Genomic DNA, 14072 nt, shown 5'->3' with positions numbered 1-14072 from the left:
CATGCGGAACTCTGGGTGGCGAGAGTGGCGTGCCGGGCCATCGCGTGCGGGTCCTGTGCCCGGCCAACTCCGTTGGGTAGTCCGGTGGTTGGGGCTGATCAGAGCGGCTGGATGGGCCGCCGGGTGCGCAGCCAGGCGGTACGGGAGGCGAGTACGCCCAGCCCGAGGGCGACCAGGTGGCCGGCGTCGGCCAGCTGCTGGTCCAGCGCCCAGGCGGTAGCCAGGGCCAGCGCGAGCGCCGACAGGCCGTAGCGGCGCAGCGGGAGCGGGCCGAGGGCGAGCAGACAGGCGCCGGTGGAGACCAGGCCGTAGCTGATCCCCACGTCGCGGGCGTGGGAGAGCGCGCCGGGGATGCGGGCGGTCACCATCACCCACATGGCGCCCTCGGTGAGCAGGGTGGCGCCCAGGTGCCCGAAGACGAAGACCGCTCCGGCCCGGGCCGGACCCCAGCGCCACTCGGCCAGGCCCAGGACGGCGGCGACCGCCGCGATGCCCGCCCAGGCCGGGACGCCGTCGACCACCAAGCCGCTGGTGAACAGGGTCCACCACTTGCCCAGTTCCAGGTGATGGACATTGCTGCTGTTGTGCCGGACGAACCGGGCCCGCTCGGCATGGCCCTGGCTCGCCAGCCAGGCTGCCGTCACGGTCAGCAGCAGGACGTACGCCGCGGTCAGCCGCAGCCGGGCGGCGGCTCCCAGGGCGGAGAACCTCGGGGCGGCGGCTCTCGGGGCCGGGCGCCGGGAAGCATTGGGGCTGGTCGGTGTCCTCGTCGTGAGGCGATCGCTCATCGTGCCTGGTGCCCTTGTTCGGCGGTTCCCGGTGCGGGCTCGCCCGGAGCGCGGCCGGGAAGCCCGTGGCCGGACGGTCCGAGCGCCAGCGTACGCGAGCGGCCGGAAGGCAGTGGGGGCCGGAGGCGGGCGTGCGGTCCGGGGCCGGGAGCCCTCGTGCGGTCGCGCATCGGCTTCGGCCGTGGCGGGTGGTGGGTGGCGGCGGAGCCGGGTGGGGGCGAGGGTGAGGGGAGCAGTGTCGAGGAGGCGTCGATGGCCGGTAGCACCGCCAGGGGCTCCGAAGCGCACCGGCGGCCCTGGTGGGCGCGGGCAGGCCGCGCGGTGTGGGCCTACGTCCGGCGCGCGCCGGGCACCTACATCTGGCTGGCGATCCTGCTCGTCACCACGCAGGTGATCCGGCACGTCGATCCGGCGACCGCGGACCGCGTCCTGCAGCGGCGCTCGACCAACCTCCACCATCTCCAGGTCTCACCGGCGCGCGTCCTGGTGACCAGCGCCCTGTGGATCGCGGGCGGTGGCTGGCCGTTCTACTTCCTGCTGTACAACCTCTTCCACGTGCCGGCCGAACGGTGGCTCGGCACCCTGCGCTGGATCTCCGTGGCGGCCCTCGCACACGTCGGTGCGACCTACCTCAGCGAGGGCGTGCTCGGCTGGGCGATCCGCCGCGGGGTGGCCCCGCCGAGGGCCGTCTACACCCTGGACTACGGCGTCAGCTACGCGCTGGCCGGAGTGGTCGCGGTACTCGCCTACCTGATCGTGCCGCCCTGGCGGTACCTGTACGCGGCAGGGGTGCTGGTCGTCTACGGACTGGGTGTGCAGCAGAGCCGGGACTACACCAGCATCGGTCACTTCAGCGCGGCGCTGATCGGATTCGCCTGCTATCCGCTGACGCGGGACCGCCCGGGATCCTTCGACCCGGTCGCCTCGACCCGGGCGCTCTGGCGGCGGGCACGCGGGCGGTGGGCGCGCGGGCGGGCCGTGACCGGACGCTCGTGACGGCAGAGGCTGGCCGACCGGCCCGCCGCTGCCCGGTCCGCTCCGTACGAGCGGGCAGGGCAGCGGTGGCGCATATGACGGGCGCGGGGCGGCTACGCGCCGACTCGCTGGGACACGCAGAGGATGTTGCCCTCGCTGTCCTTGAACCAGGCCGCGCGCATGCCCTCGCCCTCGGCGACGCCGTTGACGGTCCGCAGGCCGGGGAAGTCGTACTCCTCGAAGGTGATGCCGCGGCCGCGGAGGCCGGTCATCTCGCCGTCGAGGTCGGCGACCTTGAAGCTGGCGAGGGTGTGGGCGGCCTGACCACCGCTGGGGGTGCGGTAGACGGTGAACTGGGTGCCGCCGCTGTCACAGACGAACTCCTCCTCACCCTCCTCGGTCAGCTTGAGGCCGAGGGTGCCGGTGTAGAAGACCTTGGCGCGGGCGAGATCGGTGGCGGGGACGACTGCTTGTAGCGGAGCGTCTCCAAGCATGGTGCTTCGCCTCCTCCCTGTCACCAGGCTAGGGACGCGCGGGCTGTGCCGCCCGGTGAGCGCAGGACCGCGTCGGGCCGTGCGCGGGAGGCTGCCGGGAGTCATGCGGGGGCCAGCCTCCAGAGCGAGGTGACCTCGGCGGCGCGGGCGGCGCGCAGGAGGGGGTCGGCCCGATCGGGGGCGGTGGCCCGGGGGTGGCGGGGGACGGTTTCGAGACGCCCGGTGATGCGCAGCCCGGCCTCGGAGACGGCGCCGAGCAGGTCGGCGCGGGAGCGCAGGCCGAGGTGTTCGGCGAGGTCGGAGAGGACGAGCCAGCCCTCGCCACCGGGCAGTAGACGGTCGGCCAGGCCGTCGAGGAAGCCGCGGAGCATGCGGCCGTCCCGGTCGAAGACGCCCTCGTCGAGGCTGGAGCTCGGGCAGCCGGGCAGCCACGGGGGATTGCACACAATCAGGGCGGCCCGGTCGTGGCCGGGAGGGTAGAGGCCGGTGCCGGCGATCCTGATGCGGTCGGCGAGCCCGAGGCGGCGGGCGTTGTCGCGGGCGCAGGCGAGGGCGCGTGGATTGGCGTCGGTGACCAGGACCTCGCGCAGTCCACGCCGCGCCAGGAGCGCGGCGAGCACCCCCGTGCCGGTGCCGAGGTCCTGGGCGGTGGCCGTGGGGCCGGTACGGGCGGCCGGTGGCAGCGGCGCCCGGGCGACGAGGTCGACGTACTCGCCGCGGACGGGTGAGAAGACCCCGTAGTGCGGGTGGATGCGGGCGCCGAGGGCCGGAACCTCGACGCCCCTGGTGCGCCACTGGTGTGCGCCGATCACACCGAGGAGCTCGCGAAGGGACACGATTCTGTTGTCAAGGAGCGGTCCGTAGGCCGTCAGGCAGGCCTCGCGGACGTCGGGCGCCCGGTGGAGCCGGACGCGGTGGTCCGCGCTGAGCGGCACCAGCAGCGTGCCGAGGACACGCGCGAGGCGGGCGCGTTCCCGACGGTGCTGCCGGAAGGCATCGGCCGGGGAGTCGGGGGTGGATCGGGGCCGGCGCCGCTCGGCGCGGCGGCGCATGGCGTGCAGGAGGCGCAGTGCGCCGGGGTAGGTGCCCTGCCAGAGCAGGGCGGTGCCCTCGCACGCCAGGCTGTAGGCGGCCCCGGTGGACAGGGTGTCGTCGGCGACGATCAGGCGCCGCGGCGGGGGTGCTCCGTTCTCGCTGTGCCAGGGTGCGGGCAGGGCGGAAGAGGTGGGCAGGGTGACGATGCCGGGCCGGTGGGTGTCGGACACCGGGACTCCTCGTGGTCGATCGCGCAGGGGACACGAAGAGCGCTTCGACGAGGAGGTGAGCAGCAGGCGCGCCGGGCGATGGCGCCGCCGGGATGGCGGGCGCGGGGCGTCAGGCCGGGTGCGGCTCACGCGTCGAAGCGCGAGCCGAGGTGTCACCGAGTACGAGGCCCGGCACGACGGCGGGCCGTATACCACTGACCATCTGCGGGCCTCCCTTCCGAATGTCCGAACCAGCTGGTCCTGTGCGGATGTTCGTACGCTTTCACACAGAGTGGTTGGATCGCAACCGATTTATCACCGGCCCGACGGCCAGTCGTGCGGCACGCGCTCCAGCACGCCCGCGCCGAACAGCTCGTACAGCGGCAGGGTCTCCAGATGGACGTAGCCGATGTGGCAGTCGCAGACCGGCAGGGGGCAGGCGCGCGGCCGCAGTCGGGAGCGGTAGCTGCCGTCGTAGAGGTTGCCGAGGACGTCCCGGACGAAGTGGCAGCGGCGCACGGTGCCGTCGCCGTCGACCGACAGTACGGACTCCCCGGTGCGGCACGGCAGCCCGGCGCTGGGGTGGGCGTGCCGGCTGTAGCCGAAGTGCGGGTCCACCGCTGCCCACTGGGCGGCCTCGGCGTCGGTGTAGGCGAGGCCCTCGGCGGCGTTGACCCACAGGTAGACGCCGTCGGACAGTTCGGCGCGCAGCCGACGGGCCTCGGCGAGGTGCTCGGGTTGGCCGACCACGCCGACGCTGTAGCGCACGCCGAGTGCGTCCAGCTCGCGACACTTGGCGAGGAAGCGCTCGCGGGTGACCTGGCCGGGGTGGAAGGTGACCCAGAGGGCGAGGGCGTCGAGGTCCGCCTCGGCGAGCCAGCCCGTGCGGCAGCTGAGGTTGGTCTGGATCGCGACGCGGCGGACGTGCGGCAGGTGGCTCAGCTCGACCAGCGCGCGGCGGTACCAGGACCGCACCAGCCCCTCGCCCCAGGGGGTGAACAGCAGCGACAGGGTGTCGCCGGTGTCCGCGCGCCCGGCGGCCCAGCCGGTGAAGCGCTCCAACGCGGCCCGGTCGGCCCGAAGTTGCTCGGGGCTGTCGCGCCGCTTGGCGAACGGGCAGTACGGGCAGTCGTAGTCGCAGGAGGCGAGCGGACCGCGGTAGAGCAGCGTGAGGCTCCGCGCGCCGGCCTCCGGCAACGGTGGGGCGGAGGGCATGCCGAGGAAGGTCATTTCGCCTCGTAACCGGCCATCCGGGCCCGGACCTCGGGCGAGAACAGCATCGGCCCGACGGCGTCCGAGTGCGCCAGCCCCTCCGGACTGAGCCGCAGGCACGCCGGATCGCCCTCGGCGAGCCAGCCGCGCTCGGCGAACCCGGCCAGCTCCGCCGGGAAGTCCTCGGCCGGTGAACTGTCGAACCGGGCACGGTAGTCCGCCAGCGCCATGCCCTCGGCCTGGAGCAGCGACTGCACCAGGTGCCGCCGGCGGGGCTCCTCGCCGCCCATCCAGTGGCCGACCTCGGCCCGGTGGAAGTCCTCGGTGGCGACGTAGTCGTCGATGATGCCGCGCACCGCGGTGGCGTTCACCGCGTAGTCGAAGGAGTAGTGCAGCCGCGAGGTGTAGGAGCGGGCGCCGCAGCCCAGCCCGACCATGCCGTCGGTCTGGCAGGCGTACTCGCTCGCTCCGGCCTGCGGGGAGGCGGCGCGGCGGAACATCCGCATCGACACCTGCTGGTAGCCGTGGGCGAGCAGGTGGTCGCGGCCGGCCCGGTAGAGCGCGAGCCGGCGCGCGTCCCAGGCGGCCTGGCTCTCCTGCTCGCCGCGCCGGGCCAGGCCGGTCAGCGGGCGGACGTACAGCGGGTAGAGGTACAGCTCCTCGGGCTCCCAGGCGAGCGCGGTGTCCAGCGAGCGGAGCCAACTCGCCTCGGTCTGGCCGTCGATGCCGTAGATGAGGTCGATGTTGAGCACCGGGAAGCCGGCCGCGCGGATCCGGCCGAGGGCGGCCTCCACCTCGGCCCGCTTCTGCGGGCGGACCGCGGAGCGCGCCTCGGCGTCGTCGAAGGACTGCACGCCCAGGCTCAGCCGGGTGGTGCCCCGGGCGGCCAGCACCTCCAGCCGGTCGGCGGTCGCGGTGGCGGGTGAGGCCTCCACCGAGAGCGGTACCGCCCTCAGGTCGGCGCCCATCCGCTGCTCGGCTATGTCACACAGCCGCTCCAGCTCACCGGCCGTCAGATAGGTGGGGGTGCCGCCGCCGAACGCGGCCAGCGCGAACCGGGCCCCGTCGTCCAGTGCCGAGCGCACCGCCGTGGCCTGGCGTTCCAGGGCGTCCAGGTACGCCGTGGTCAGGCCCTCGGGGCTGCCGATCCGGGTGAACAGGTTGCAGAAGCCGCAACGGACCTCGCAGAACGGTATGTGGAGGTAGAGCGAGAGCGCGTGCTGTGCCTCGCCGGCCCACAGCTCGCGCAGCGGGGGACGCCCGGGCAGCGGGCGGTAGGCCGTCTTGTGCGGGTACGCGTAGACGTACGACTGGTACGGCGAGTCCGGGCGCGGGGGTGCGGTGGTCATGCGCGCTCCTCGGAGGTCGCGGTGGGGTGCGCCGCCCGGGCGGGGAGGGTGAAGTGCGCGTACGGGACCGTCCAGACCACCTCGTGGCCGATCCGGTGCCCGGTGTAGCCGTCCTCGCCGTAGGCGGTGCCGTGGTCGGAGCAGACCATCGCGAAGCAGGGGCGGCGGGCGCTCATCGCGGTGAACAGGCGGCCGATGTGCGCGTCCACGTACTCCAGGGCGGCGGCGTGGCTGTCCCGGGAGTCCCCGTGCTCGCGAGTGGCGCCGGGCAGGTGGAACCAGTTCGGCTGGTGCAGCGCCGAGACGTTCAGGAAGAGGAACAGCGGCTGGTCGGAGGGCTGTTCGGCGGCGACCCGCTCGGCCCGGGCGACCTGCTCCTCGAAGGACGTCGGCGACGCCACGCCCAACTCGGGTGCCCAGTGGCTCTCCTGGAAGAGGCCGGGCAGCACCGAGCCCAGCGGGCCCTGCTTGTTGAAGAATCCGACGCCGCCGATGCACACCGTGCGGTACCCGGAGGCGGCCAGGGCCGTCGGCAGGTCAGGGGCGTCGAACACCCAGGTGCGCGGGGCGGTGCTCTCCGAGCCGGCGAAGCGGGCGGCGAACAGGCGCGGGTGCGGGCCGTCTGGAGAGGCCGGTGTCGGCAGGAAGCCGGCCAGGATCGCCTGGTGGGAGGCGTAGGTGAAGCTGCCCGGCGCGTGCCGGCGCTCCCAGCGGCCGCCGGGGAGGACGGCGGCGAGGTTCGGGATGCGGCCGGCGGCGGCCAGCTCCTCGGCGACGTCGAAGCGGAGCGTGTCGAGGGTGACGAGCAGCAGGTCGTGGGTGCCCACGACGGCGTTCATGTCGGGAGCGGGAGCGGGAGCGGGAGCGGGGACGGGGGTGGTGTTCTGGTGGTTCATCGAGCGGGTTCCGTGATCTGGTGGTCCGTCGCCACGGGGGACGACGGGGAGGGGGCGGTGAGTGCGGCCAGCTGGGCGCCGTAGGTGTCCAGACCCTCGGCGGGGCCGCCGGGCAGGCCGGTGAGGTTGGGGAGCAGGTCGCCGAAGGCGTTCACCTCGCCGACCAGGGCGCGCCGCCAGCCGGCCGTGGGCAGGACGTCGACACCGACCATCGGTGAGCCGGGGAAGCAGGCCGCCGCGCGTTCGGCCGTCTCCAGCAGGGCCGGCCAGGCCGGCCCCGCCGTCTCCCGGACCTGCTCGATGCTGCCGCGGGCCCCGCCGAGGTGCAGGTTGGTCATCGGCTGGGTGCTGGTGCGCACCACGGCGTGGGTGGCCCGGCCGGCGACCACCACGACCCGCAGGTCCGCGGAGCGGCCGGACTGCGAGGCCTTCGGGATCCACTGCTCGACGTGCAGCCCGTCCGGTGCCAGGGCGTCGACGATCGCGGCGACCTCCCGCTCGTCGCGGTAGCGGCGCACCCGCAGCGAGTTGTGCAGCCGGCCGTCGGCCAGCTCCACCGAGGTGGTGGCCTGCAGTTGCCCGCGCGGCCCGAACTCCAGGGCCATCACCCCGGAGGCGGAGGAACCGTGCGCGGGCTTGACGAAGACCCGGCGCAGGCCGGCCTCGGCGAGGCGCTCGCGCAGGTGCTCCCAACCGGTGACCTCGCCGCCGAGCGCCCTGGGCACCGGCACCCCGCCCGCGGCGAGCAGGGCGTGCGCCCGGCGCTTGTCGAACATCACGGCGATCTCCTCCGGATCGCCGAGCAGCCGTACGCCGGGCCGGGCGGCCAGCCCGCGCAGCGCGGCCATGACGCCCTCGTACCAGACGGCCGTGCCCTCGACCCTGGTCGGCGCGTAGCCGGAGCCCAGCGCCGGGCCGCGCAGCAGCCGGTCGACCTCCGGCTCCTCGCCGGGTGACTCGACGCGCAGCAGACCGCCCTCGGGCAGCCGGTACCGGCCGCGCAGCACGTCCAGCCAGGGCAGGACGGCGGGCTCGGGCAGCCCGGCGGCCCGGGCGGCGGCCGCGAACAGCGTCACCCGTCGGTGCCCCGGATTGCCGAGGACGGTCAGCCACATGGTCATCGCCTCCGCACCCGCCTACTCGGCGACCGAGACGTAGCGGTCGTCCTCGTCGTCCATCTCGTCGCCCTCGGCCTCGCCGAGGTCGACCTCGACCCCGGGCAGGGCCTCCCGCAGGCGCTCCTGCAGCGCGTCGCTCAGGTAGTGGTGGTGCAGGTCGAGGGCGCGCAGGTGGGTGAGCGGCTGGCCCTCCAGCAGGGCCGTGGCACCGTCGTCGGAGAGCACACCCATGGAGAGGTCGAGCGACTCCAGCCGGGCGACCACGGGGGCGTGCGCCACCGCGGCGGCGATCTCGTCCTGGAACTCGCTGTTGGCCAGCCCGAGGTGGCGCAGCCTCGGCAGCCGGGTGCCGTCCAGGAACGGCGCCAGGTCGTCCGGCGTCGTGTCACCGCCGTACTCGTCCACACCGAGCCAGAGGTCCAGGCGCTCCAGCGCGGGCAGTTCGGAGCCGGCCACCGCGCGCACCACGGTGGCCGGAAGGCCGCCGGACTCGAATCGCAGGCTGGTCAGCCGGTCGTGCCGGACCGGCTCCAGGGTGAGGTCCATGCCGCCGCGCACGGCCAGCGACCGCAGCCCGGGGAAGGCGTTCAGCAGCGGGGTGACGTCGTCCATCTCGAGCCAGGAGATCTCGCACTCGTCGTACGTCACCTCACCGAGGAACAGCGCCTCCAGGGCGGGCAGGCGCCGAGCGTCGGCGGTGACGGCCTCGACCGCGGGGCCCACGGAGGTGTAGCCGTCCTGCCACCAGGCGCCGATCACCACGGCGCGCACACCGGCCGGATCGACCTTCTCCAGGAAGGACCGCCAGAGGTGGGCGAAGTCCTGCTTGGAACCGTATTCGAGGGACAGCCGCCAGGCGACGGCGCCGGCGGCGGGCCGCGGCCGGGCGTCGTCGGGCGTGAACTCGTGGATCGGCAGCTCGTGGAAGCGTTCGATGTGGCGGGAGACGGCCATGTCGGATCCTGGTGGGTCGAGTGGTCGGACGGATGGTCGGGCGCGTGCGGGAGGTCGGTCGGTGCGCGCGGGAGGTGACGGCTACTCGGCCACGGCCACGTAGCGCCACCGGTCATCGGGCTTGCCGGCCTCGGAGAGGTCGATCTCGACCCCGGCCAGGGCCTGGCGCAGGCGCTGCTGCATCTCCTCGGTGAGGTAGTGGTGGTGCAGGTCGAGGGCGCGCAGGTGGGTGAGCGGCTGGCCCTCCAGCAGGGCGGTGGCGCCCTGGTCCGTCAGCACGCCCATGGAGAGGTCGAGCGACTCCAGCCGGGCGACGACGGGCGCGTGCGCCACCGCGGCCGCGATGTCGTCCTGGAACTCGCTGTTCTGGAGGCCGAGGTGGCGCAGCGCCGGGAAGCGGGTGCCGTCCAGGAACGGAGCGAGGTCGTCCATCGTCGCGTCGCCGCCGTAGTTGTCCACGCCCAGCCAGAACTCCAGCCGCGCCAGGGCCGGGAAGTCGCAGCCGGCCACCGCGCGCACGACCGAGCCCGGCAGGCCGCCGGCCTCGAAGCGCAGCGCCTCGAGCGCCTCGTGCCGCAGCGGCTCCAGAGCCAGCCCGCCCTTGCCGTCCCAGTCCTGCGAGGCGCCGCGCACCACCAGCTCGGCCAGCCGCGGGAAGGCCGTCAGCAGCGGTGTGATGTCGCACTGCTGGATCCAGGAGATCTCGCACTCCTCGGCGGTGATGTCGCCGACGAACAGCGCGCGCAGGGCGGGCAGCCGGCCGGCGGCGGCGACGATCGCCTCCATCGGCTCCCGGAAGCCGTCCGGTTCGTCCGGCGACCACTGGCCGATCACCACCGCGGTGACCCGCTCGGTGTCGACGGTGGCGAGGAACTGCTCCCAGCGCTCGACGAACATCGCGTCGGACTCGTAGTCGAGCCTGATCCGCCAGGCAGCCGAGGCCGCGTCCGGCAGCCGGACGGCGCCGGAGCCGCCCTTCTCCTCGGCCTCCGCCAAGGCCTCCACGAAGTCGAAGACGGGGAGACCGTGGAACCGTTCGATGTGGTCGTTGACAGTCATGCGCCGCTCCTCGGGATCTGGGCCGAACAACTGTCTACCAGCCGGGACTGACAATCCGGCGGCCGGGTCACCGCCCGGGCGCGTTGTCAGACCCTTGCTCTATGTTCGGGTCCTGGCTCCGGAGAGTGACCGCGGCGGACGCGGCGGAGCCATGGCTTCCGGCGTCCGCCGGAGTCCGGCCGTACGGCGAGGGAGGACTGATGTACCGCCAGGGCGATGTGCTGATCGTGCCGGTCGAGGAGGATGCGGTGCCGCCGCGGGTGGCCGAGCTGGCCGTGCGGGCCCGGGACGCCCGGGGTCGGATGGTGCTCGCGCTCGGCGAGGTCACCGGGCACGCGCACGCCGTGGTCGGCCCCGGCGCGCTGCGGCGCGAGAGCGGGCCGTTCGGCGCGAGCTGGCTCCACCTGCCCGAGGGCGGCCGGGTGGTGCACGAGGAGCACGCGGCGATACCGCTACCCAAGGGGTGGTACCGGGTGGTCCGCCAGCGCGAGTACGTGCCGGGCGCCGTGCGGATGGTCGCGGACTGACGATCGCTCCGCCCGCCGCACGGGGGTCGGCGGGCGGGTGAGCGCGGGGCGGGGCACGAGGGCGGAGCGCGCGGCCGGGGCCGCGGCACGGAACGGGAACGGACGGCCGGGCGGGGAGCCCGGCCGGGAACGGAGCAGGGATGGACACGGTGATCCACGACGAGGTCCACGGCGGCGCCGCGCAGGTGGTGTCCGGGCCGGCCGAGGTGACGGCCCGCTGGCGGGCGGCCGCGGCGGCCACCGGGGCGGGCGACCGGGCGGCGGCCGAGCACGCCGTCCGGGCCGCCTACCGGGCGGCCGGGCTGCCCGAGCCCGAGGCGGTCCGCTGGTTCGGGTCGCCGCTCGCCGCGACGGAGGCGGCGCTGGAGCTGCGGGCCGCCGGCGCGCAGAGCGTGCGCGAGGCCGTGCGCACCCGGCCCTGGGAGGAGGCCCGGCGGCGGGCCGTCGAGCAGGTCGGCACCGCCGGGTGGGCGGGCCACTGGGCGCTCACCGGCGGTGAGCTCGGCCCGGTCACCACCCCGCTCGCCGACCGGCTGCGCAACGCCGTGCTCGACCGGCTCGCCCCCGAGGCCGACCGGGAGGCCGACGCCGCCGTGGCCGAGGAGGCCCGGGCCCGTCGCACCACCGTCCGGCTCGCCCTGCTGGACGCCGTGCGGGGCCAGCACGACGCGCCGTGGTTCGCCGCCTTCGAAGCCGCCGGGGCGGGCGCCGACGCCGTCGCCCCGCTCGCCGAGCTGGCCCGACGAACCGGCTGGTGGTGGCCGTACCGGGACGTGGCACTGATCAGCGAGCGGCCCACTGCCCTGCACCGCGACGAGGCCGGCCGGATCGACCGCGCGGACGGGCCCGCCCTGGAGTACGCCGACGGCTTCGCCCTGCACGCCTGGCGCGGCATGCCCGTCCCGCCGGAGTTCCTGGCCGGCCTGGCCGGGGTGACGGTCGAGCGGATCCGCACCGAGGAGAACGCCGAACTGCGCCGCGTCCTGCTGGAGCACTACGGCTACGAGCGTTACCTGGCCGACTCCGGGGCCGAGCCCGTCCACCGGGACGAGACCGGTGTGCTCTGGCGGATCGTCCTGCCCGACGACGAGCCGGTGGTGATGGTCGAGGTGGTCAACTCCACCCCCGAGCCGGACGGCACCCACCGCACCTACTGGCTGCGCGTCCCCCCGAGCACCCGCACCGCGCGCGCCGGGGTCGCCTGGACCTTCGGCATACCCGAGAGCGCCTACCACCCGCAGCGCGAGACCTGACTGAGGGCGCTTCCCGGCATCCGGAGCAGGCCCCTGAGCTGCGCGTGTTGACCCTTACCCCACGTCAGGCCGCACGGTGGGGGCGCAGCAGAACGCACGGATGATCGGAGGGACGCATGAGCTGGTCGGTGGGCCAGGTCTCCGGCTTCGCCGGGGTCACGATCCGGACCCTGCACTACTACGACCGGTCCGGGCTGCTCTCGCCCAGTGAGCGCAGCCCGGCCGGCTACCGGCTCTACAGCGGCGCGGACCTCGCCAGGCTCCAGCAGATCCTCTTCTACCGGGAACTCGGCTTCCCGCTCGACGAGATCGCCGACATCCTGGCGGACCCGCAGGCCAACGCGCTCGACCACCTGCTGGCGAGACGCCAGGCCCTCACCGAGCAGATCGGCCGCCTGCAGAAGCTGGTCGACGTCGCCGAGCGGGCCATCGAGGTCCAGCGCACCGGGGTCGAACTGACGCCCCAGGAGCGCTTCGAGGTCTTCGGGGACGTGGTCTTCGACCTCAGCTACGCGGCCGACGCCCACCTCAAGTGGGGCGAGCGGGACAGCCACCAGGAGGCCCTGGCCCGCGCCGCCACCCACTCCAAGGAGGACTGGCAGCAGCTGATGGCGGAGGCCGCCGAATGGCGCGGCCGGCTCCTGGACGCCTTCGACGAGGGGCTGCCGGTCGACCACCGGACGGTGCTGGACCTCGCCGAGCAGCACCGGCAGCACATCACCCGGTGGTTCACGCCCTGCCCGCCGGAGATGCACTGCCGGATCGCCGACGACTACGAGGCGGACGCCCGCGCCTTCGCCCTCGTCGTCCCGCCGGCCGAACAGCGCCCCGGCCTGGCCGGCTACCTCCGGTCGGCGATCGGCGCCAACGCCGAACGGCGCGACGGCAGCGGCCACCAGGAGGCGGCCCGATGAGGATCCTCGTGATGGCCGCCGGATCGTACGGCGACGTCGCCCCCTACACCGGTCTCGGGGCGCACCTGCGCGGCGCGGGGCACGAGGTCGTGCTCGCGGCGCCCGAAACCTTCCGCGAGCTGGTGGCCGGCAGCGGCCTCGACTTCCGCCCGCTCCCGGTCGATCCGCGCGGGGCCGGCACCGAGTCGCGCGGCGGGCGCTCCGAACTCCTCGCACGGGCCGCCGGGTTCATCGGGCAGCTGGGGGGAGCGCTCGCGGACGCCGCCGCGCCGGGCGCCGATCTGCTCCTGCTCGCCACCACCACCGCGCCACTGGGCTGGCACCTCGCGGAGGCGATGGGCGTCCCCAGCCTGGGGGTCTACCTCCAACCCACGCTGCCGACCCGAGAGTTCCCGCCGGTCGTCGGGGGCGGCCGCTCGCTGGGCGGTTGGGGCAACCGGGCGGCAGGGGCGCTCGGCCAGCGGGTCGTCGACCGCCTGCACACCGAGGCCGCACGCAGCCTGCGGTCGCGGCTGGGCCTCCCGGCGCTCTCCCAGACCGCGTGCCGACAGGTCATGGAGCGGGCGAACTGGCCGGTGCTGCACGGCTTCAGCCCGACCGTCATACCGCGCCCGGCCGACTGGCGGGAGGGGCTGCGGGTGGTCGGCAACTGGTGGCCGCACGTGGCGGAGGACTACCGCCTCCCGGCCGAGGTCGAGGACTTCCTGCGGGCCGGGCCGCCGCCGGTGTTCATCGGCTTCGGCAGCATGGCGGCGGGGCAGGGGGAGCGCCTGAGCACCCTCGCGGTGGAGGCCCTGCGGCGGGCGGGCGCCCGGGGCGTGGTGCAGGCCGGCTGGGCCGGGATCGCCGGGCACGGCGACGACGTGCTGACGGTCGGCGAACTCCCGCACGCGCGGCTGTTCCCGCACATGGCGGCCGTGGTGCACCACGCGGGTGCGGGCACGGCGGCCGCGACGCTGCGCGCGGGCGTGCCGAGCGTCCCCGTCCCGGTGACGGCGGACCAGCCGTTCTGGGCCGGCCGGCTCACCCGGCTCGGGGCCGCCACCCCTCCGATCCGGTTCGCCGACCTGACCGCCGACCGGCTGGCGGCGGCCATCCGCCGGGCCGTCGAGGAGCAGCGGCTGCGGGATCGGGCGCAGGAGGCGGCCCGCGCGATGGCGAAGGAGGACGGCGCGAGCCGGGTCGCGGAGGCGGTGGTGGCCTTGGGCCGGTAGCGGAGGCATGCGGCGGCGAGCTCGGGCCGGTCGCCCGCGGGTCGTGCCGGCCGGCGTACACGAGGTGGAACGCGA

General features: G+C 74.8%; 14 protein-coding genes. 5 read left to right on the top strand and 9 right to left on the bottom strand.

Annotated elements, in window-relative coordinates:
- Positions 1-98: 98 nt before the first annotated feature.
- The gene (locus tag ACGF13_RS22325; protein WP_392877716.1) at positions 99-788 is read right to left on the bottom strand and encodes a rhomboid-like protein; all 690 of its coding nucleotides are present in this window, start codon (positions 786-788) and stop codon (positions 99-101) included.
- Positions 789-1040: 252 nt separating this feature from the next.
- Between ACGF13_RS22325 and ACGF13_RS22320 the strand changes: the two genes are divergently transcribed.
- Complete coding sequence (locus tag ACGF13_RS22320) at positions 1041-1784, top strand: rhomboid-like protein (RefSeq protein WP_392877714.1); 744 nt, start codon at positions 1041-1043, stop codon at positions 1782-1784.
- A 92-nt stretch (positions 1785-1876) separates the two neighbouring features.
- Here the strand turns inward: ACGF13_RS22320 and ACGF13_RS22315 are convergent, their stop codons facing one another.
- From ACGF13_RS22315 to ACGF13_RS22280, 8 genes are all read right to left on the bottom strand, one after another.
- A complete protein-coding gene (locus ACGF13_RS22315) occupies positions 1877-2257 on the bottom strand; it encodes a VOC family protein (RefSeq protein WP_392877712.1) in 381 nt (126 codons plus the stop codon).
- 101 nt (positions 2258-2358) lie between these two features.
- A complete protein-coding gene (locus ACGF13_RS22310) occupies positions 2359-3522 on the bottom strand; it encodes a methyltransferase (RefSeq protein ID WP_392877710.1) in 1164 nt (387 codons plus the stop codon).
- A 294-nt stretch (positions 3523-3816) separates the two neighbouring features.
- Positions 3817-4716 (bottom strand): STM4011 family radical SAM protein, encoded by a 900-nt coding sequence (locus ACGF13_RS22305; protein ID WP_392877708.1) that lies wholly within the window; start codon positions 4714-4716, stop codon positions 3817-3819.
- A gap of 11 nt (positions 4717-4727) precedes the next feature.
- Positions 4728-6062, bottom strand: coding sequence for an STM4012 family radical SAM protein (locus ACGF13_RS22300; protein ID WP_392877706.1), 1335 nt, complete (start codon positions 6060-6062; stop codon positions 4728-4730).
- Positions 6059-6901 carry an STM4013/SEN3800 family hydrolase gene (locus tag ACGF13_RS22295; RefSeq protein ID WP_392878195.1) on the bottom strand — a complete coding sequence of 281 codons (843 nt, stop codon included), beginning with the start codon at positions 6899-6901 and terminating at the stop codon, positions 6059-6061. The genes ACGF13_RS22300 and ACGF13_RS22295 overlap by 4 nt, the downstream gene beginning before the upstream one ends.
- Before the next feature lie 53 nt (positions 6902-6954).
- A complete protein-coding gene (locus tag ACGF13_RS22290; protein ID WP_392877704.1) occupies positions 6955-8079 on the bottom strand; it encodes an STM4014 family protein in 1125 nt (374 codons plus the stop codon).
- 15 nt (positions 8080-8094) lie between these two features.
- Complete coding sequence (locus tag ACGF13_RS22285; protein WP_392877702.1) at positions 8095-9030, bottom strand: STM4015 family protein; 936 nt, start codon at positions 9028-9030, stop codon at positions 8095-8097.
- Positions 9031-9111: 81 nt separating this feature from the next.
- Positions 9112-10089, bottom strand: coding sequence for an STM4015 family protein (locus ACGF13_RS22280; RefSeq protein ID WP_392877700.1), 978 nt, complete (start codon positions 10087-10089; stop codon positions 9112-9114).
- A 200-nt stretch (positions 10090-10289) separates the two neighbouring features.
- Between ACGF13_RS22280 and ACGF13_RS22275 the strand changes: the two genes are divergently transcribed.
- From ACGF13_RS22275 to ACGF13_RS22260, 4 genes are all read left to right on the top strand, one after another.
- A complete protein-coding gene (locus tag ACGF13_RS22275; protein ID WP_392877698.1) occupies positions 10290-10616 on the top strand; it encodes a hypothetical protein in 327 nt (108 codons plus the stop codon).
- Between the two features lie 140 nt (positions 10617-10756).
- Positions 10757-11869, top strand: a complete 1113-nt coding sequence (locus ACGF13_RS22270) for a DUF6745 domain-containing protein (RefSeq protein ID WP_392877696.1) — start codon at positions 10757-10759, stop codon at positions 11867-11869.
- Between the two features lie 116 nt (positions 11870-11985).
- Positions 11986-12783, top strand: coding sequence for a MerR family transcriptional regulator (locus tag ACGF13_RS22265; RefSeq protein ID WP_392877695.1), 798 nt, complete (start codon positions 11986-11988; stop codon positions 12781-12783).
- On the top strand, positions 12780-13997 hold the full coding sequence (locus ACGF13_RS22260) for a glycosyltransferase (protein WP_392877693.1): 1218 nt from the start codon (positions 12780-12782) through the stop codon (positions 13995-13997). Before ACGF13_RS22265 ends, ACGF13_RS22260 begins: the two co-directional genes overlap by 4 nt.
- Positions 13998-14072: the final 75 nt, after the last annotated feature.

Origin of the sequence: Kitasatospora sp. NPDC048286 (assembly GCF_043201735.1) — a bacterium.
GTDB lineage: Bacteria > Actinomycetota > Actinomycetes > Streptomycetales > Streptomycetaceae > Kitasatospora.
This window is presented reverse-complemented; position numbering and strand designations above follow the sequence as displayed.